Annotated in this window: 16 protein-coding genes; 12 read left to right on the top strand and 4 right to left on the bottom strand. The window is 67.5% G+C overall.

Annotation, left to right across the window (positions count from 1 at the left end; translation table 11 throughout):
• Positions 1-15 precede the first annotated feature (15 nt).
• The 3 genes from PV766_RS03285 to PV766_RS03275 are packed head-to-tail and all read right to left on the bottom strand — an operon-like array spanning position 16 to position 2,587.
• The gene (locus PV766_RS03285) at positions 16-909 is read right to left on the bottom strand and encodes a metal ABC transporter permease (protein ID WP_064065127.1); all 894 of its coding nucleotides are present in this window, start codon (positions 907-909) and stop codon (positions 16-18) included.
• A complete protein-coding gene (locus tag PV766_RS03280; RefSeq protein ID WP_421096385.1) occupies positions 906-1,703 on the bottom strand; it encodes a metal ABC transporter ATP-binding protein in 798 nt (265 codons plus the stop codon). Before PV766_RS03280 ends, PV766_RS03285 begins: the two co-directional genes overlap by 4 nt.
• Positions 1,700-2,587, bottom strand: a complete 888-nt coding sequence (locus tag PV766_RS03275; protein WP_064065129.1) for a metal ABC transporter substrate-binding protein — start codon at positions 2,585-2,587, stop codon at positions 1,700-1,702. Before PV766_RS03275 ends, PV766_RS03280 begins: the two co-directional genes overlap by 4 nt.
• A gap of 157 nt (positions 2,588-2,744) precedes the next feature.
• Here PV766_RS03275 and PV766_RS03270 point away from each other — a divergent pair, with 157 nt between their 5' ends.
• From PV766_RS03270 to PV766_RS03230, 9 genes are all read left to right on the top strand, one after another.
• The gene (locus PV766_RS03270; RefSeq protein ID WP_255162690.1) at positions 2,745-3,710 is read left to right on the top strand and encodes a bifunctional riboflavin kinase/FAD synthetase; all 966 of its coding nucleotides are present in this window, start codon (positions 2,745-2,747) and stop codon (positions 3,708-3,710) included.
• A gap of 167 nt (positions 3,711-3,877) precedes the next feature.
• On the top strand, positions 3,878-4,147 hold the full coding sequence (rpsO, locus tag PV766_RS03265) for a 30S ribosomal protein S15 (protein WP_421096384.1): 270 nt from the start codon (positions 3,878-3,880) through the stop codon (positions 4,145-4,147).
• 324 nt (positions 4,148-4,471) lie between these two features.
• Entirely contained in the window at positions 4,472-6,757 is a 2,286-nt protein-coding gene (locus PV766_RS03260; protein WP_064065131.1) for a polyribonucleotide nucleotidyltransferase, read from the top strand.
• Positions 6,758-6,947: 190 nt separating this feature from the next.
• Positions 6,948-8,207 carry a nitrate/nitrite transporter gene (locus PV766_RS03255; RefSeq protein ID WP_129976618.1) on the top strand — a complete coding sequence of 420 codons (1,260 nt, stop codon included), beginning with the start codon at positions 6,948-6,950 and terminating at the stop codon, positions 8,205-8,207.
• Positions 8,204-11,899 (top strand): nitrate reductase subunit alpha, encoded by a 3,696-nt coding sequence (locus PV766_RS03250; RefSeq protein WP_421096383.1) that lies wholly within the window; start codon positions 8,204-8,206, stop codon positions 11,897-11,899. Before PV766_RS03255 ends, PV766_RS03250 begins: the two co-directional genes overlap by 4 nt.
• A 52-nt stretch (positions 11,900-11,951) precedes the next feature.
• Entirely contained in the window at positions 11,952-13,622 is a 1,671-nt protein-coding gene (narH, locus tag PV766_RS03245; protein ID WP_421096382.1) for a nitrate reductase subunit beta, read from the top strand.
• Positions 13,619-14,302 carry a nitrate reductase molybdenum cofactor assembly chaperone gene (narJ, locus tag PV766_RS03240; protein ID WP_064065135.1) on the top strand — a complete coding sequence of 228 codons (684 nt, stop codon included), beginning with the start codon at positions 13,619-13,621 and terminating at the stop codon, positions 14,300-14,302. The genes narH and narJ overlap by 4 nt, the downstream gene beginning before the upstream one ends.
• Positions 14,299-15,030 (top strand): respiratory nitrate reductase subunit gamma, encoded by a 732-nt coding sequence (narI, locus tag PV766_RS03235; protein ID WP_064065136.1) that lies wholly within the window; start codon positions 14,299-14,301, stop codon positions 15,028-15,030. The genes narJ and narI overlap by 4 nt, the downstream gene beginning before the upstream one ends.
• A gap of 85 nt (positions 15,031-15,115) precedes the next feature.
• Positions 15,116-16,453, top strand: coding sequence for a M16 family metallopeptidase (locus tag PV766_RS03230; RefSeq protein WP_421096381.1), 1,338 nt, complete (start codon positions 15,116-15,118; stop codon positions 16,451-16,453).
• Here the strand turns inward: PV766_RS03230 and zapE are convergent.
• A complete protein-coding gene (gene zapE / locus PV766_RS03225) occupies positions 16,402-17,466 on the bottom strand; it encodes a cell division protein ZapE (protein WP_368500760.1) in 1,065 nt (354 codons plus the stop codon). The two genes, PV766_RS03230 and zapE, sit on opposite strands and share 52 nt — an antisense overlap.
• 23 nt (positions 17,467-17,489) lie before the next feature.
• Between zapE and PV766_RS03220 the strand changes: the two genes are divergently transcribed.
• From PV766_RS03220 to PV766_RS03210, 3 genes are all read left to right on the top strand, one after another.
• Complete coding sequence (locus PV766_RS03220; protein WP_421096380.1) at positions 17,490-18,095, top strand: TetR/AcrR family transcriptional regulator; 606 nt, start codon at positions 17,490-17,492, stop codon at positions 18,093-18,095.
• A gap of 105 nt (positions 18,096-18,200) precedes the next feature.
• Positions 18,201-18,956, top strand: a complete 756-nt coding sequence (gene dapB / locus PV766_RS03215) for a 4-hydroxy-tetrahydrodipicolinate reductase (RefSeq protein ID WP_172506095.1) — start codon at positions 18,201-18,203, stop codon at positions 18,954-18,956.
• Complete coding sequence (locus tag PV766_RS03210; protein ID WP_064065141.1) at positions 18,953-19,432, top strand: hypothetical protein; 480 nt, start codon at positions 18,953-18,955, stop codon at positions 19,430-19,432. The genes dapB and PV766_RS03210 overlap by 4 nt, the downstream gene beginning before the upstream one ends.
• Positions 19,433-19,536: the final 104 nt, after the last annotated feature.

The raw sequence follows: 19,536 nt of genomic DNA, 5'->3' as shown, positions 1-19,536 counted from the left end.
CAGCTTAGGTAACCGTCACCCGGGAATCACGCTCTCCGTCGGCTCGCTCGTCTTCACGCCCTCCGGCGACCGGCGGCGCGTGACGAATCGGGTGACGACGCCCTGCCGCGGCGCGAACAGGTACGCGAGGGTGAAGACCACTGCCTGGGCGAGCACCACCACGCCGCCGGTCGCGGCGTCGGTGTAGTAGCTGGTGTACACACCGACCACCGACGCGATCACGGCGAGCACCGGCGCGATCACCAGCATCCGGGCCATCCGGTCGGTGAGCAGGTATGCGGTCGCGCCCGGGATGATGAGCATCGCGACGACCAGGATCACGCCGACCGCCTGCAGCGCGCTGACGATGGTGACCGCCAGCAGCGACAGCAGCAGTGCCGACAACGCGGCGGGGGACAGGCCGAGCGTGTGTGCCTGGACGCGGTCGAAAGCGAACAGCGTCAGATCGCGGCGCTTCGCGACGAGCACAGCCAGGACGACGGCCGCCAGGATCGAGACCTGCCAGACGTCGCCCGTGGCGAGGCCGAGCAGATTGCCGAACAGCACGTGGTGCAGGTCGATCTGGCTCGGGTTCTTCGAGATCAGCACCACGCCGAGGGCGAACAGCGTCGTGAAGACGATGCCGATGGTGGCGTCCTCCTTCACGCGGCTCGTTCCGCGGACGAGCCAGATCAACGCCACGGCGATCCCGGCGAAGACCAGTGCGCCGAGCGCGAACGGCACTCCTACCAGGTAGGCGAGCACGACGCCGGGCAGCACGGCATGCGAGACCGCGTCGCCCATCAGCGACCAGCCGATGAGCACGAGCCAGCAACTGAGCAGGGCGCACACGACGGTCGCGGCGACGGCCACGAGCAGCGCGCGCTGCATGAAGCCGTACTGCAGGGGTTCGATCAGCACGTCGATCATCGTCCGGCCTCCTGTGCGTATGTGTTCCGTGCGAGGTCCTCGGCTCGTCCACCGTTCACCGGTGGGGGAGCGCCGAAGGCGCGGGCGAGGTTCTCCGGGCGCAGGACCTCCTCGGGGGAGCTGTGGACGAGGACGCGGCGCTGCAGCAGCACCGCCTCGTCGCACAGCTGCGTCAGGCCCGCGAGATCGTGGGTGGCCACGAGGATCGCGTGGCCGCTCGCGGCCAGTTCGCGGATGACGGCGGTCAGTGCGTGCTCGGTGGTGGTATCGACCCCCGCGAACGGCTCGTCGAGCAGCAGCAAGGGCGAGCCCTGCGCGATCGCCCGTGCCACGAAGACACGCTTGCGCTGGCCGCCCGAGAGCTGCCCGATCTGACGGCCGGAGAGCGCGGTCATGCCCACGCGGTCGAGTGCGGCGTCGACGGCTTCGTGATCGGCGGGACGCGGTCGGCGCAGGAAGCCCTGGTGGCCGTAGCGTCCCGTCATGACGACGTCGCGCACACCGATCGGGAAGTTCCAGTCGACCGCCTCGGACTGCGGCACGTAGGCGACCTGGGTGCGGCGCCGCGCCGCGGCGGTGGTGGCACCGCCGATGGCGACGCGGCCCGAGGTGGGTCGCACCAGACCCATGATGGTCTTGAACAGCGTCGACTTACCCGAGCCGTTCGTGCCCACGAGTCCGCACACGCGGCCCTGCGCGAGTTTCAGGGTGACGTCCTGCAGGGCCGGAACGGTGTCGTAGCGCACCGTCAGGTCGTCGACGAACAGTGCAGGTGCGTCGAGTGTCGAGGTCATGAGCCCAGTCCTGTCGTGATGACGTCGATGTCGTGTCGGAGCAGATCGAGGTAGGTGGGCACGGGCCCGTCCGGCTCGGACAGCGAGTCGACGTAGAGGATCCCGCCGAATTCGGTTCCGGTGTCGGCCGCGACCTGCCGTTGCGCCTTGTCCGAGACGGTCGACTCGCAGAACACCGCGGGTACCTCGTTGGTGCGTACGAAATCGACGGTGCGGGCGATCTGCTGAGGAGTGCCCTGCTGATCGGAGTTCACCGGCCACAGATAGGCCTCCTGCAGGCCGGCGTCGCGGGCGAGATAGCTGAATGCCCCCTCGCAGGTGACGAGTGCCCGCCGATTCGCGGGAACCTCGTCGAGGGCGCTGACGAGTTCGGCGTGGAGACCGTCGAGTTCGGCGGTGTACGCCTCGGCGCGGGCCGTGAAGTCGTCCGCGTGCTCGGGCGCGAGATCGGCCAGTGCCGTGGCGATGTTGTCGACGTAGATACGGGCCGCGAGAGGGGACATCCAGGCGTGGGGGTTGTACGGTCCCGTCGCCGCGCCCTCACCGATGGGCAGCGGATCCACACCTTCGCTCACGACCACGTGCTCGGCGTCGACATCGGTGACGAACTGCTCGAACCACCGTTCGAGACCGAGTCCGTTGTCGAGGATCAGGTCGGCGTCGGTCGCGAACCGCAGGTCGCCCGGTGTGGGCTCGTAGCCGTGGACCTCCGCGCCGGGCTTGGTGATGGACTCCACCCGCACGTGTTCACCGGCGATGTTCCGAGTCATGTCGGCGAGCACCGTGAAGGTGGTGAGGACCAGGGGACGGTCGTCGGCGGAACCTGTGGTCGAGCACGCCGCGAGGGCGGCGGCACAGGCGGTGGCCGCGAGAGCGGCGACCACGCGGCCGGCGTGGGAACGTACGGTGCATGTTCTGTGGGCTGTCGACAAAAAGTTCGGCACACCGAAATTATGCATTCGCACGGCCGTCAGCGTCACGCGGCCACGCCGTGGCACAGCCGAACGTGCCCCACCCGTGCACGCGCCGTAGGCTGCCGATGTGCAGAGATGGCGAGGTCTGGACGAAATTCCCGCGGACTGGGGTCGGTGTGTACTCACGATCGGTGTGTTCGACGGTGTACACCGCGGCCATCAGCAGCTCATAGCGCGTGCCGTGGAAGCGGCCCGCGCGCGCGGTGTGGCCGCCGTGCTCATGACCTTCGATCCCCACCCCATGGAAGTGGTCCGCCCGGGTAGCCATCCCGCACAGCTCACCACTCTGGCGCGACGGGCCGAACTCGCCGAGGAACTCGGCATCGACGTCTTCTGCGTCATGCCCTTCACCCCGGAGTTCATGAAGCTCTCGCCGGAGCGGTATGCCCACGAGATCCTCGTCGAGCGACTGCACGTGGCCGAGGTCGTCGTGGGGGAGAACTTCACCTTCGGGAAGAAGGCGGCCGGCACCGTCGACATGCTGCGCTCCATCGGCGAGCGTTTCGGGTTCGCGGTGCAGGGGCTCACACTGGTCGCCGAGCACGCCGTGACGTTCTCGTCGACGTACATCCGTTCGTGCGTCGACGCCGGTGACGTCGCCGCGGCCGCGGACGCGCTCGGGCGTCCGCATCGGGTCGAGGGTGTCGTCGTACACGGCGACGGTCGCGGACGCGGTCTCGGATTCCCGACCGCCAACGTCGCCCCGCCGATCTACGCGGCGATCCCCGCCGACGGCGTCTACGCGGCCTGGTTCACCGTGCTCGACTCCGGTTCGCCCGTCGAGGGGCTGACCGCCGGTCAGCGCTACCTCGCGGCAGTCTCGGTGGGCACCAATCCCACCTTCTCCGGACGCAAGCGCACGGTGGAGGCGTTCGTCCTCGACGAGAAGGCCGATCTGTACGGCCAGCACGTGGCGGTCGATTTCGTCGAGCGGCTGCGGGGCATGGAGAAGTTCGATTCCGTGGAAGCGTTGATCTCCGCGATGCACCGCGACGCCGAACGCGCACGACAGGTTCTCACGGACACCGCGTAGCGACGTTCGTGTCGTCGGAACGGATGACACTGCACGCAGGCTCGGCGACGGCCCCACCGTCTCTGATAGGCTGGACCGTCGGTGCGTGCTGCGGTTCGCGGCGGCCGTACCGGGCGGACTTCGTCCGTCTTCCGTCACGCGGACGTCAGTTGTACAGGAGTGACCCAGTGGCTCTGACCACCGACCAGAAGAAGCAGATCCTCGGCGAGTACGGCCTCCACGAGACCGACACCGGTTCCCCCGAGGCGCAGGTGGCGATGCTCACCAAGCGCATCGTGGACCTCACCGAGCACCTCAAGCAGCACAAGCACGACCACCACTCCCGCCGCGGCCTGCTGCTGCTGGTCGGTCGTCGTCGCCGCCTGCTGAAGTACGTCGAGAAGGTCGACGTCGAGCGTTACCGCCCGCTCATCCAGCGTCTGGGTCTGCGTCGCTGACGCGGACACGACACGACCTGATCTGCATTCGCTGATCTTTTCCGGCAGCCGACGGGGTACCCATTACACTGGGCCTCGTTGGCTGCCGGTGTTTGTGCCGGTTCGGCCGGCGACTTCCATCGCCTCCAGAGGCGATGATCCGTATGCACCGACGGTGTCGGTCCTCGGTAGTGACCTTCCGGTCCCGTCGGGTGTCGTATCCCGAATCCGCCGGAGGGTTTCGATCGACGACCGCCTCCGTGAGTCGGTGCGCAGCCGTGGCCACGGGGGTCGCGGCGCCCGCGTGGGTACGGCGAAGACGAAGAGGGAAGAGAAGACATACAGATGACAAGCACTACCGCAGTCGAGATCGACGAAGGGGTCTACGAGACCACCGCGACGCTCGACAACGGTGCCTTCGGCACCCGCACCATCCGTTTCGAGACCGGCCGCCTCGCTCGCCAGGCCGCCGGTTCGGTCGTCGCCTATCTCGACGACGAGACCATGCTGCTCTCCGCCACCAGTGCGTCGAAGCAGCCCAAAGAGCATTTCGATTTCTTTCCGCTGACGGTCGACGTCGAAGAGCGCATGTACGCCGCGGGTCGCATCCCCGGCTCGTTCTTCCGTCGTGAGGGACGCCCCTCCACCGACGCGATCCTCACCTGCCGTCTGATCGACCGGCCGCTGCGCCCGTCCTTCGTCGACGGACTGCGCAACGAGATCCAGGTCGTCGTCACGGTTCTGAGTCTGAACCCGAACGACCTCTACGACGTCGTCGCCATCAACGCCGCATCCGCGTCCACCCAGCTCGCGGGCCTGCCGTTCTCCGGCCCCGTCGGCGGTGTGCGTGTCGCGCTGATCACCTCCGACGACAACAAGTCGGGCCAGTGGGTCGCGTTCCCGACCGTCGAGCAGCTCGAGAACGCCGTCTTCGACATGGTCGTCGCCGGCCGGATCGTCGGCGGAGCCGACGACCCGGACACCGCCGACGTCGCGATCATGATGGTCGAGGCCGAGGCGACCGAGAACGTCATCGCGCTCGTCGACGGTGGTGCGCAGGCGCCGACCGAGACGATCGTCGCCGAGGGCCTCGAGGCCGCCAAGCCCTTCATCGCCCGCCTGTGCATCGCGCAGCAGCAGCTCGCCGCCGCCTCCGCGAAGCCGACCGGCGATTTCCCGCTGTTCCCGGCCTACCAGGACGACGTGTACGCCGCGGTCGAGGCCGCAGCGTCGGAGAAGCTCGCCGAGGCGCTCACCATCGCCGGCAAGCAGGACCGCGACGACCGCACCGACGAGATCAAGGTCGAGGTGCTCGAGCAGGTCGCCCCGAACTTCGAGGGTCGCGAGAAGGAGATCGGCGCGGCCTTCCGCTCGCTCACCAAGAAGCTCGTGCGTCAGCGCATCCTGCGCGACCAGTTCCGCATCGACGGCCGCGGTGTCACCGACATCCGCGCGCTCTCGGCGGAGGTCGCCGTGGTGCCGCGTGCTCACGGTTCGGCGCTGTTCGAGCGTGGCGAGACCCAGATCATGGGTGTGACCACTCTCGACATGGTGAAGATGGCGCAGCAGGTCGACTCGCTCGGCCCCGAGACCAGCAAGCGCTACATGCACCACTACAACTTCCCGCCGTACTCCACCGGTGAGACCGGTCGTGTGGGCTCCCCGAAGCGTCGTGAGATCGGCCACGGCGCGCTCGCCGAGCGCGCCCTGATGCCGGTGCTCCCGAGCCAGGAGGAGTTCCCCTACGCGATCCGTCAGGTGTCCGAGGCCCTGAGCTCCAACGGCTCGACCTCCATGGGTTCGGTGTGTGCCTCGACCCTGTCGATGCTCAACGCCGGTGTGCCGCTCAAGGCTCCCGTCGCAGGTATCGCGATGGGCCTGGTCTCCGACGAGATCGAGCTCGAGGACGGTTCCCGCGAGACCCGGTACGTCGCCCTCACCGACATCCTCGGTGCGGAGGACGCCTTCGGCGACATGGACTTCAAGGTCGCCGGTACCAAGGACTTCGTCACGGCCCTGCAGCTCGACACCAAGCTCGACGGCATTCCCTCGCAGGTGCTCGCCGGTGCGCTCTCGCAGGCCCACGACGCCCGCGCCACGATCCTCGAGGTCATGGCCGAGGCCATCGACGCCCCGGACGAGATGAGCGAGTTCGCTCCGCGCATCACCACCATCAAGGTCCCGGTGGACAAGATCGGTGAGGTCATCGGCCCCAAGGGCAAGATGATCAACTCGATCACCGAGGAGACCGGCGCCAACATCTCCATCGAAGATGACGGCACCGTCTACGTCGGTGCGGCGGACGGCCCGTCCGCGCAGGCCGCGATCGACAAGATCAACGCCATCGCCAACCCGCAGCTGCCGAAGGTCGGCGAGCGCTTCCTCGGCACCGTGGTCAAGACCACGGCGTTCGGCGCGTTCGTGTCCCTGCTCCCCGGCCGCGACGGACTGGTGCACATCAGCAAGCTGGGCAACGGCAAGCGCATCGCCAAGGTCGAGGATGTCGTGAACGTCGGATCGAAGATCCGTGTCGAGATCGCCGACATCGACAACCGCGGCAAGATCAGCCTTGTTCCCGTCGAGGACGAATCGGCCGAGGCCACTGCGACCGGCGAGGGCGCCGAGTCCTGATTCTCACCCGGCCGCCTGCCGGTTTCCGGTAGGCGCCTGAACTCGCACCCGTGGTGCCCGACATTCGTTCGGGCACCACGGGTGCGTCGTTTCCGGCCCGGCGACCACCGGGTGTCACGGCCGGACGTCGCGAAGGCGAGGATCTTCCAAAGTGCGTCCCGGGCACCGGCAGGAATGGTTTCCTGAAGGTGTGAGCACCGCCACTCCCGAAGGTCTCGGACGAGCGCAGGGCGCGAATCTGGCGTTGGCGACCTGGGTGTCCGCAATCAACTTCTGGGCCTGGAACATGATCGGGCCGTTGTCGACGACCTACGCCACCGACATGTCGCTCAGCAGCACGGAAGCGTCGATGCTGGTGGCTACGCCGATCCTCGTCGGCTCCCTCGGCCGCATCGCGGTGGGAGCGATGACGGACCGGTACGGCGGGCGGGCGATGTTCATCGCCATCTCCCTGCTGTCGATCGTGCCCGTCGTCGCGGTCGGGTTCGTCGCTGAAGCGGGATCGTTTCCGCTCCTGCTCGTCTGCGGGTTCTTCCTCGGCATCGCGGGCACCATCTTCGCCGTCGGTATCCCGTTCGCCAACAACTGGTACGAACCCGCCCGCCGGGGCTTCGCGACCGGCGTGTTCGGCGCCGGCATGGTCGGCACCGCGCTCTCCGCCTTCTTCACCCCTCGCTTCGTGAACTGGTTCGGGTTGGTGCCCACGCATCTGATCGTCGCGGGGGCCCTCGCGGTGACGGCGGTGGTGTGCATCCTCGTGATGCGCAACGCACCCTGTTTCACCCCCACCACCGATCCGGTCCTGCCGAAATTGGCCGTCGCGGCGAAACTCCGTGTCACCTGGGAGATGTCGTTCCTCTACGCCGTCGTATTCGGCGGGTTCGTGGCGTTCGGTACCTACCTGCCCACCTACATCAAGACGATCTACGACTTCTCCACCGTCGACGCCGGAACACGCACCGCCGGTTTCGCGGTCGCCGCGGTCCTCGCACGGCCCGTAGGTGGAGCACTGTCGGATCGGGTGCCCCCGAAATACGTCGTGCTCACCTCGTTCGCCGGCACCGCGGTGATGGCCGTGATCGCGACCTTCAAGCCCCCGGCGGATCTGTGGTCGGCCGCCACCTTCATTACGCTGGCGATCTTCCTCGGCATCGGAACCGGCGGCGTCTTCGCCTGGGTGGCCCGGCGGGCACCCGCACATGCGGTGGGGAGCGTCACCGGCATCGTGGCCGCGGCGGGAGGACTGGGCGGCTACTTCCCGCCTCTGGTGATGGGCGCCACCTACAACGCCGAGGACAACAACTACACGGTCGGTCTGCTCCTGCTCGCCGCGACCGCACTGGTGTGCCTGCTCTACACCGCGTTCCGCCTGCATGCCCACGAACCACCCCCGCGGGCCGCAGGCTCCGTGATCCGCGACGACCGTGAGGTACGTGAGGAGAAGCCGTGACGGACACCGCCGGAGTCGGGAACCGGATCGAGGAACTGCTCGTGCGCAGCGGACGGTTCTTCACGTCCGGCGAGCAGTCCGCCGATACACGCACCGTCACCCGGCGGGGTGGTCGCGAAGGCGACATCTTCTACCGGGACCGCTGGAGTCACGACAAGGTCGTCCGGTCCACCCACGGGGTGAACTGCACCGGCTCGTGCTCGTGGAAGATCTACGTCAAGGACGGCATCATCACCTGGGAGACCCAGGAAACCGATTATCCCACAGTGGGTCCCGACCGACCGGAGTACGAACCGCGGGGATGCCCGCGCGGCGCGGCATTCTCCTGGTACACCTACTCGCCGACACGTGTGCGGTATCCGTACGCGCGGGGCCTGCTCGTCGAGATGTACCGGGAGGCCAGACAGCGGCTCGGCGATCCGGTTCTCGCGTGGGCCGACATCCAGAGCGATCCCGAGCGCCGCCGGCGCTATCAGCGTGCCCGCGGTAAGGGTGGGCTGGTGAGGATCACGTGGGCCGAGGCCACCGAGATGATCGCCGCGGCCCACGTCCACACCATCGAGGAGTATGGCCCCGACCGGGTAGCCGGCTTCTCTCCGATCCCCGCCATGTCGATGGTCTCGTTCGCTGCCGGTTCGCGGTTCATCGAACTGCTCGGCGGCGTGATGACCTCGTTCTACGACTGGTACGCAGACCTGCCGGTGGCGTCGCCGCAGGTCTTCGGCGACCAGACCGACGTGCCGGAATCGGGGGACTGGTGGGACGCCTCCTACCTGATGATGTGGGGCTCGAACGTGCCGGTCACCCGCACGCCGGACGCACACTGGATGACGGAGGTCCGCTACCGGGGTGCCAAGGTCGTCTCGGTGAGCCCCGATTACGCCGACAACACCAAGTTCGCCGACGAGTGGATGCCGTGCGCAGCAGGTACCGATGGGGCCCTGGCGATGGCGATGGGACATGTGCTGCTGAACGAATTCTATGTGCAGCAGCGGGTTCCGTTCTTCGTCGACTACGTCCGCCGGTACACCGACCTGCCGTTCCTCGTGCGGCTCGAGGAACGCGACGGGAAGCTCGTGCCGGGCAAGAACCTCACCGCTGCCGACCTGGGGCACAGCGTCGAGAACGCGGCCTTCAAACCGATCCTCCTCGATGGGGCGACCGACACGGTCGTCGTGCCACCGGGCTCGCTCGGCTTCCGCTACGGCGACGACGGTGTCGGCAAGTGGAATCTCGAACTCGGCGACCTCGTCCCGACACTGACGGTCGCCCCCGCCGGTGGGAGAGCGGGGGAGACCGCCACGGTGTACCTGCCGAGTTTCGACACCGTCGACGGCCACGGTGAGAGCATCGAACGGGGCGTACCGGTCCGTCGGGTCGGGGACCATCTCGTCTGCACCGTCTTCGATCTGATGCTCGCGCAGTACGGAGTGACCCGTCCGGGACTCGCTCTACCCGGGCAGTGGCCGAGCGGGTACGACGACGCGACCTCCCCGTACACCCCGGCATGGCAGGAAGCGATCACCGGAGTCTCTGCGGCCCAAGCGATCCGAATCGCGAAGGAGTTCGCACGCAACGCCGAGGAATCGGGCGGGCGTTCGATGATCATCATGGGCGCGGGCATCTGCCAGTGGTTCCACGGTGACGCGACCTATCGCGCAGTGCTCGCGCTGCTCATGCTCACCGGCTGCATGGGCCGCAACGGAGGAGGGTGGGCGCACTACGTCGGCCAGGAGAAATGCCGTCCGGTCACGGGATGGGCCGCGATGGCGATGGGGACCGACTGGAGCCGCCCGCCCCGGCAGATGGCCGGCACCTCCTACTGGTACGTGCACACCGATCAATGGCGCTACGACGGATATCGCGCCGACGCGCTGTCGAGCCCGCTGGGACGCGGGCGTTTTCGCGACAAGCACACGATGGATGTCATGGCGTCCGCGGTGGCGATGGGCTGGTCGCCCTTCTATCCCCAGTTCGACCGCAATACCCACGACGTCGTCGATGACGCGCGCGCGGCGGGCCGGGACATCCCGGAATACGTCGCGCAGCAACTCGCGGAAGGGAACCTGAAACTCGCGGTGACCGACCCGGACGACCCGCGCAACTGGCCCCGGGTGCTCAGCGTGTGGCGGTCGAATCTGCTCGGCTCGTCCAGCAAGGGCAACGAGTACTTCCTCCGGCACCTGCTCGGCACCGATGCGAACGTGCAGGCCGGCCCTGCGGCAGAGGACCTGCGGCCGGGTGAGGTCACCTGGAGAGAGGCCGTCCCCGACGGGAAACTCGACCTGCTCATGTCGATCGACTTCCGCATGACGTCGACGACGTTGTTCTCCGACATCGTGCTTCCCGCTGCCACCTGGTACGAGAAGGGTGATCTGTCGAGCACCGACATGCACCCCTACATCCACGCCTTCACCGCGGCGGTCGACCCGCCCTGGGAGACCCGTTCGGACTACGACGCCTTCGGCGCCATCGCGAAGGTGTTCAGCAGTCTGGCGCGCACGCACCTCGGAACCCGCACCGACATCGTGATGGGAACCCTGCAGCACGACACCCCGGGAGCGATGGCGTATCCCTCCGGCGCGGAGCGGGACTGGCGGTCGACGGGCGAGGTGCCGGTTCCGGGGAAGACGATGGGGCCGCTGACGGTCGTCGAACGCGACTACGGCGCGATCGCGGAGAAGTGGGCCACCCTCGGGCCGCTCGTCGAGACGCTCGGGCTCAACACCAAGGGCGTGACCACCCGGCCGGATCGGGAGGTCGCCGAACTTGCGAAGAAGTTCGGTGTCATGAATTCCGGTGCCGGACAGGGACGTCCGGCGATCGATACCGCCGAGCGTATGGCCGACACCATTCTCGCTCTGTCCGGCACCTCCAACGGGAGATTGGCGGTCCAGGGGTTCCGCGAATTGGAGAAACGTACCGGGCGAAGGCTCGTGCACCTGGCGGAGGGAAGCGAGGAAAGGCGAATCACCTATGCCGACACCCAGGCCCGTCCCGTGCCCGTCATCACGAGCCCCGAATGGTCGGGGAGTGAGACGGGAGGGCGCAGGTACTCGCCGTTCACGGTGAACATCGAGGAGCTCGAGCCCTTCCGCACGTTGACGGGCCGGATGCACTTCTACCTCGACCACGACTGGCTGGAGGAACTCGGTGAGCAGCTCCCCGTCTACCGCCCTCCACTCGACATGTCGCGGCTGTTCGGAGAGCCGAGGGTCGGTACGGGCGACGGCATCGGTCTCACGGTGCGTTATCTGACACCGCACTCGAAGTGGTCGATCCACTCGGAGTACCAGGACAACCTGTTCATGCTGTCGCTGTCCCGGGGCGGACCGACCATGTGGATGTCACCGGCCGACGCCGCGAAGATCTCGGTGAACGACAACGACTGGGTGGAGTCGGTCAACCGCAACGGTGTCATCGTGTGCCGGGCGATCGTCTCGCACCGCATGCCCGAGGGCGTCGTCTTCGTCTATCACGCGCAGGATCGTGTCATCGACGTGCCACGGACGGAGACCACCGGTACGCGCGGCGGTATCCACAACTCGCTGACGCGCATCCTCATCAAGCCCAGCCACCTGGCCGGGGGATACGCGCAGACCGCGTACGCGTTCAACTATCTCGGCCCCACGGGTAACCAGCGCGACGAGGTGACGATCGTGCGGCGCAGATCGCAGGAGGTCGTCTACTGATGCGCACGGAACGAGCGGCCGGACGAGGCGGAGCGCAGGAAGCGAGGCGGTCGTGAAGGTCATGGCACAGCTGGCGATGGTGATGAACCTCGACAAGTGCATCGGATGCCATACCTGTTCGGTGACCTGTAAACAGGCGTGGACCAACAGGTCGGGCACCGAGTACGTATGGTTCAACAACGTCGAAACGCGCCCGGGGCAAGGATATCCGCGGACGTACGAAGACCAGGAACGCTGGCGGGGCGGGTGGATCCGGGACTCCAGGGGCCGCGTACGTCTCCGCGACGGCGGACGCTTCGCGAAACTCGCCCGTATCTTCTCGAATCCGAAGATGCCGTCGATCGACGACTACTACCAACCGTGGACCTACGACTACGACAACCTCACCGATGCCCCGCTCGGCGACCACATCCCGGTGGCGACGCCGCGCAGTCTGATCTCCGGCGAGCCCATGAAGGTGGAGTGGTCGGCGAATTGGGACGACAACCTCGGTGGTTCTCCGGCGATCGTGCCCGACGACCCGATCCTGAAGAAGGTCGGCGAACAGGTGAAACTCGAGTTCGAGCAGACCTTCATGTTCTACCTGCCGCGGATCTGCGAGCACTGCCTGAACCCGTCGTGTGTGGCGTCGTGCCCCTCCGGCGCGATGTACAAGCGGACGGAGGACGGGATCGTGCTCGTCGATCAGGACCGGTGCCGCGGCTGGCGGATGTGTGTGTCCGGATGTCCGTACAAGAAGGTGTATTTCAACCACAAGACCGGCAAGGCCGAGAAGTGCACCTTCTGCTATCCGCGGGTCGAGGTCGGATTGCCGACGGTGTGTTCGGAGACGTGTGTCGGCCGGCTCAGGTACATCGGTCTCGTCCTCTACGACGTCGATCGCGTCCTCGAAGCTGCCTCGGTGGAGAACGACACCGACCTGTACGGAGCGCAGCGCAATGTGCTGCTCGATCCGAAGGATCCCGAGGTGATCGCCGGTGCCCGCGCCGAAGGCATCTCCGACGAGTGGATCGAGGCCGCCCAGCGTTCACCCGTCTACGACCTCATCAGCACCTACCGGGTGGCGTTGCCCCTGCATCCGGAATATCGGACGATGCCCATGGTCTGGTACGTGCCACCGCTCTCGCCCGTCGTCGACGCCGTCAGCCGCGAGGGGCACGACGGCGAGGACATCGGCAATCTCTTCGGCGCCCTGGACGCACTGCGTATCCCTGTCGCGTACCTCGCGGAACTGTTCACGGCCGGAGACACCGGTGTCGTCGAGGCCGTGTTGCGCCGGCTCGCCGCGATGCGCTCGTACATGCGCGACATCAATCTGGGACGCGAGACCCGTCCCGAGATCCCCGAATCCGTGGGCATGAGCGAAGAGCAGATCTACGCGATGTACCGGCTCCTCGCGCTCGCCAAGTACGACGAGCGGTACGTCATCCCGACCGCGTACGCGGTCGAAGGTCATCGGCTGGAGGAGACCGCGACGGACTGCGCGCTGTCCTACGAGGGTGGACCCGGAATGTACAACTCCGGACCGTTCGGTGAGGCCAGTGGTGCCCCCGTCCCGGTGGCGGTCGAAAACTTCCACGCTCTCGCTCAGCGGCAGACCAGCGAAGGCCTGGGGGCGAACGCGGCGAATCCCTCGCGGGTGAACCTGCTCAACTGGGACGGTAAAGGCGTGCCGACCGGCATGTTCCCGGGGGGACGTGACGGGGACGGAGACCGACGATGAGACTGCTGCGTTCACGACGCGCGGCCCCCGATCGCGCCCTGCACCACCGTCTCGTCCGTCAGTCCGCGTCCCTGCTGCTCGCCTATCCCGACGAGGGGCACCGCGAACGGCTCGGTACGGTCGACCAGTTTCTCGAGCACATGACCGGGCCCGAAAAGGACATGCTGGGTACGGCCGCTCGTGAACTGGGCGCGAAAGACCTTCTCTCCACGGCACAGCAGTACGTCGAGACCTTCGACCTGCGGCGGCGGTCGACGATGTACCTGACCTATTGGACATCGGGGGACACGCGCAACCGCGGAGCCGAGATGCACGCCTTCGCGAGTGTCTATCGTGCCGCGGGTGTCGTGCCTCCTGCGCACGAGTCACCCGACCATCTCCCGGTGGTCCTCGAGTTCACCGCGAACGTCGATCCCGCCTCCGGGGAGGAACTCCTCACCCGCTATCGGCCGGCGTTGGACGTGCTGCATGCCTCCCTGCGCGACGCGCGCTCCCCGTACGCGCAGGTCGTCGCGGCGGTCTGTGCAACCCTCCCACCGGCGACCGACCAGGAGGAGGAACGGGCCCGGCGCCTCGCGCAGGCGGGACCGCCCCGCGAATCGATCGGTCTCCAGCCGTTCACGCTGACGGTGCCACCCCGGACCGGCCGGATGCCACCGAAAGGAACCTCGCAATCATGACCGCAGGAGAGATCTTCTGGGACGTCGTGCCCTATGTGACACTGGCCGTCGTCGTGGTGGGCACCTGGTGGCGGTACCGATACGACAAGTTCGGATGGACCACGCGTTCGTCCCAGTTGTACGAGGCGCGGTTGCTGCGCATCGCGAGCCCGATGTTCCATTTCGGGATCCTGGTCGTGATCGTCGGGCACGTCATCGGCCTGGTGATTCCTCAGTCGTGGACCGCCGCAGTGGGGTTGAGTCAGCATGCCTACCACGTCCAGGCGATCCTGCTCGGCACCATCGCCGGCGTCTCGACGCTCGTGGGGATCACCCTGCTCGTGTACCGCCGCCGCACCCGCGGGCCCGTCTTCAGCGCCACGACACTGAACGACAAGTTCATGTACGTCGTGCTGGTCGCCGCGATCGTCGCGGGTCTCGCGACCACCCTGATGGGATCGGGTGTCGTCGGCGAAGAGCACAACTACCGGGAGACCGTCTCGCCGTGGTTCCGGTCGATCTGGGTGCTGCAGCCCCGCGGGGATCTGATGGTGGAGGCACCCTTCAGCTTTCGGTTGCACGCCCTGATCGGTCTCGTTCTGTTCGCCATCTGGCCGTTCACGCGTCTCGTGCACGCGTTCAGCGCGCCGATCGGGTACCTGTTCCGGCCGTACATCGTCTACCGCAGCCGGGAGGAGGCGCGCCCCGGCCGACTCGTGGGTTCACAACCGCAACGACGTGGGTGGTGAGTGAGCGCCCGCTGCCGAGGGAGGGCTCCGGTGTACTGTGAAATGTTCCGCGCCCTCCCACCTGTCAGGACCATCGAAGATCCCCATGGCTTCCAGTTCCCACGTGAAGAACGACGCTTCGACCCCCGCGCCCGTCGCGGACACCGGCGTCCGGCGCTCGGTCCTGCCCGGGGGAGTGCGGGTCGTCACCGAGCACGTTCCGGGAGTGCGCTCCGCGGCGGTCGGTGTGTGGGTCGGTGTCGGATCCCGCGACGAACAGCCGTCGGTCGCCGGTGCCGCACACTTCCTCGAACACCTGTTGTTCAAGGCGACACCGACGCGCACCGCCCTCGACATCGCCGAGACGATGGACGGGCTCGGCGGTGAGCTCAACGCGTTCACCAGCAAGGAACACACCTGCTTCTACGCACACGTGCTCGACGACGACCTGCCGATCGCCGTCGACATCGTCGCCGACGTCGTCCTGCGCGGCCGGTGCCTGAGTGCGGACGTCGACGTGGAACGTCAGGTGGTGCTCGAAGAGATCGCGATGCGCGACGACGATCCCGAAGACCTGCTCGGCGACTCGCTGCTCACCGCGCTGTACGGCGACCATCCCATCGGCCGGCCGATCATCGGTTCCGTCGAGTCGATCGAGTCCATGACCCGGACACAACTGCATTCGTTCCACGTCCGCCGCTACACGCCGCCGCGGATGGTGGTCGCGGTGGCCGGCAACGTCGACCACGCGCACACGGTCGAACTGGTGCGCCGCGCCTTCGCCGGGCACCTGGACGAGGCGGCCGCACCCGCGCCCTGCCGGAACGGACGACTCGAACTGCGGACCACCCCGACGACGAGCATCGTCGAACGCGACAACGAACAGGCGCATCTCACGCTCGGTGTGCGGTCGTTCGGTCGGCACGACGGCCGCCGCTGGGCGCTGTCGGTGCTCAACGCCGCAGTCGGCGGCGGTCTGAGTTCGCGCCTGTTCCAAGAGGTGCGCGAGAAGCGGGGTCTGGCCTACTCGGTGTACTCCGGAACCGACACCTTCGCCGACACCGGTGCTTTCTCCGTGTACGCGGGCTGCCAGCCCGACAATCTCGGAGAGGTCGCCGCCGTGGTCCGGGAGGTGCTCACCGACGTGGCCGAGCACGGCATCACCGACGCGGAATGTGCTCGCGCCAAGGGATCGCTGCGTGGCGGTCTCGTTCTCGGACTCGAGGACACCGGCGCGCGTATGCACCGGATCGGCCGCAGCGAGCTGAGCTACGGACAGCACTGGAGCATCACCGAGACCCTCGAACGCATTTCGTCGGTGTCGACCGAGGAGGTGCGCAGCGTGGCAGCCGACCTGCTGCACCGGCCGTTCGCGGTCGCCGTCGCCGGGCCCTACCGTAGGCCTCGCGATCTCCCCGCATCGGTCCGCGACCTCGTGTCCTGAATCGTCCTCAGCTGAGCCAGTCGGCTCCGCAGGCGTCCGATGTCGTGCGAGACGGGTCCCGCCGGGATGGTGAGTTCCGGCACCGCGACCTCCGAGACGAACACGACCCGCACGTCGCGGTCGTGGAGCACGTCGACCAGATTGGCGAACCGCTGGGCAGGTTCCCGACCCGCGGCCGTCAGGTCCGGGATCCCGTCGACGACCCAGAACAGGTGCTCCGCCGCGAGCGCCAGATAGTCGGCCGGTGCCGTGGTGTGCCCGCAGAGATCGCCGAAATCGAACCAGAGACAGTCCTCGTCGGCCCGCATCGCACGCAGCGGGCGACCCGCCGGGTGCAGGACCCGTTGTTCGGCCGGTATGGGCCGGGTGAGCCCCAGAAGTCGTAACTGCCGGTCGGACGTGCCCGTCGTCCAGATCCCCGACGCGAACCCCCGCACGTGGTCGGAATCGAGCCGGTGATCGCGCGGGCCGTCCAGGGCGACCACCGTCGTGGAGCGCTCGACGAGTTCGATCGTCGGGAGGAAGGTGTCGTGGAAGAGGGGGTTGGGGAGCAGCTCGTGAGGCGGATAGTTCGATGTCAGGACGAGACGCGTGCGACGAGCGAGCAGCGCGGGGAGCAACCGGGCGACGAACGTGCCGTCCGCAGGGTCGTGGACGTGGAACTCGTCGAAGCAGACGAGTTCGGCGTGGCCGGTCAGACGATCGAGGGCGGCTCCGAGATCGAAGTGGTGCCGCCGGAGTTCGATGTGCAGGTCGCGGAAGAACTCGTGGAAATGCATGCGCAGTTTGTTCCGTCCGGGGAACGCCGAGAAGTACACGTCGGCGAGCCAGCTCTTGCCGCGCCCGGGCGGCCCCCACAGGTAGACGTTCGGGCAACCGGGATGGCACAGCTGCTCGACGGCGTCGTATTGCGCGGAGTCGAGCACGAATCCCCGGCTGCGCGCGGCGTCGTCGAACACGGTTCGGGAGACCGGGTTCGAGATGACGGGGTCACTGCGGCGTCGCAACCTCACGAACCCGACTCTATCATCGTAGAGTGACGATCTCTCGCGAACGCCCGTCCCGGCGCACGGCCATCAGTGACGCCGCCCTCGAACTGGCCGCCCGCGGTGGCAACCACGCGGTGACGCACACGGGCATCGACATGCATCTCGGCCTGGCGAAGGGCTCGACCTCCTACTACTTCCGCACCCGCCACGCCCTCGTCGCGGCTGCGATCGCCCGTCTCACCGAACGGTCGCGCGCCGATTTCGCCGCACTGTTCCCCGCGCCGCCCGGCGACGAGTCGCGCGGACCCGCCGACCTGATCGCGAACTACCTCGAACGACTGCTCACCGCGCGGCGGACCGACGTGCTCGCCCGCTACGCGCTCGCGACCGACGCGCAGCTCGAACCCGGCACGGCCGAGGCGCTGGCGGGCTGCATGTTCTCCGTCCCCGCCGCGACCGGACTCATGCGGGACCTCGGTGCGTCCCACCCCGACACGGCGGCGCGGGATCTGGTGACCCTGCTCGAAGGAGTGCTGTTCGACCGCACCCACGGCACACGCGCCCACGCGTCCTCGGGTTCGGTGACGGTGCGGGTCGACGAGATCCGTTCGACGGTCGGTCTCTGGCTGGACGCTCTCTGCGCCCGGCAGTAGGACGCCCGTGTGCAGCGGTGGACGGCACGCGACCCGCTCGGGACATCCGCAGGTGATTGCGTAGGATTTCCGGGGAGACGGCAACGAAAGGGCGTGACGACGCAAGTGGATGCAACAACGGTTCGGGTGGGTGTACTCGGTGCTGCCGGCAAGGTCGGTCAGGCGATCTGCGCCGCTGTCGACGCCGCGCCCGATCTCGAGCTCGTCGCCACCGTCGACAAGGGCGACGGACTCGACGCCTTCGTGAGCTCGCAGACCCAGGTGGTCGTCGACTTCACCCATCCCGACGTCGTCATGGACAACCTGCACTTCCTCGTCGAGAACGGCATCCACGCCGTGGTCGGCACCACCGGCTTCGACGACGAGCGGCTGGATCGCGTGCGGAGCTGGCTCGCCGACCGCCCCGAGGTGGGCGTGCTCATCGCACCGAACTTCGCGATCGGTGCCGTGCTGTCGATGCGCTTCGCCCAGGCCGCGGCCCGGTTCTTCGATTCGGTCGAGGTGATCGAGCTGCACCATCCGAACAAGGCCGATGCTCCGTCCGGCACGGCTTTCCGCACCGCTCGACTGATCGCACAGGCACGCGCCGAGGCGGGGGTGGCGTCGAGTCCGGACGCCACCACCACCGAACTCGAGGGCGCACGTGGCGCCGACGTCGACGGTGTCCGAGTGCACTCCGTGCGTCTCGCCGGGCTCGTCGCCCACCAGGAGGTGCTGCTCGGCACCGAGGGCGAGACCCTCACCATCCGGCACGACTCGATCGACCGGTCCTCCTTCGCACCCGGCGTGCTGCTCGGCGTGCGAGAGATCGGTCGGCGGCCGGGACTGACCGTCGGAATCGATCCTCTCCTCGACCTGTGAGAACCGGCCTGCTGAAAGTCCTCGTGCCCATCGCGTTCATCGTGGTGGCGCTGGGGTTCTACTTCGTTCTGCTCGGCTCCACGGGCCTGAAGCTGATCCGATCCGGCGAGTTCGCGGGAGTCGGGCTGGGAATCGGGATCCTCATCCTCCCCGTCGTCGGTGCCTGGATCGTCTACGCGACCATCCGAGCCGGCCTGCAACATCAGCACCTCGCGCAGCGGATCCACGACGAGGGGCTCGAACTCGACATCGACGATCTGCCTCGCATGCCGTCGGGCCGGATCGAGCGGGACGCCGCCGACGAACTGTTCGCGACCGTGAAGCAGGAATGGGAAGCAGACCCCGACAATTGGCGCAGCTCCTACCGGCTCGCGCGCGCCTACGATTATGCGGGCGACCGCAGTCGTGCGCGTGAGACCATGCGTCGGGCCGTCGCGCTCGAGAAGCTCGAACGGGACGGCCACAGCGGTTCCTGAAGCCGCACGCTGCGGTCGACTTCCCTGAGCGGCGAGCGGCTTTGACAACCCCGCACGGGTGCAGCAACCTGCTGATGTGACGGACGAGGCTGCGGGCGACCAGG

The organism is Rhodococcus sp. As11 (genome assembly GCF_048957735.1).
Taxonomy (GTDB): Bacteria; Actinomycetota; Actinomycetes; order Mycobacteriales; family Mycobacteriaceae; genus Rhodococcus; species Rhodococcus gordoniae.
This window is presented reverse-complemented; position numbering and strand designations above follow the sequence as displayed.

Bases quoted from the DNA above. Each gene is read 5' to 3' on its own strand.
- PV766_RS03260 (WP_064065131.1), top strand. From the start codon at position 4,472: ATGACAAGCACTACCGCAGTCGAGATCGACGAAGGGGTCTACGAGACC.
- PV766_RS03280 (WP_421096385.1), bottom strand. From the start codon at position 1,703: ATGACCTCGACACTCGACGCACCTGCACTGTTCGTCGACGACCTGACG.
- narI (WP_064065136.1), top strand. From the start codon at position 14,299: ATGACCGCAGGAGAGATCTTCTGGGACGTCGTGCCCTATGTGACACTG.
- narJ (WP_064065135.1), top strand. From the start codon at position 13,619: ATGAGACTGCTGCGTTCACGACGCGCGGCCCCCGATCGCGCCCTGCAC.
- PV766_RS03285 (WP_064065127.1), bottom strand. From the start codon at position 909: ATGATCGACGTGCTGATCGAACCCCTGCAGTACGGCTTCATGCAGCGC.
- PV766_RS03230 (WP_421096381.1), top strand. From the start codon at position 15,116: ATGGCTTCCAGTTCCCACGTGAAGAACGACGCTTCGACCCCCGCGCCC.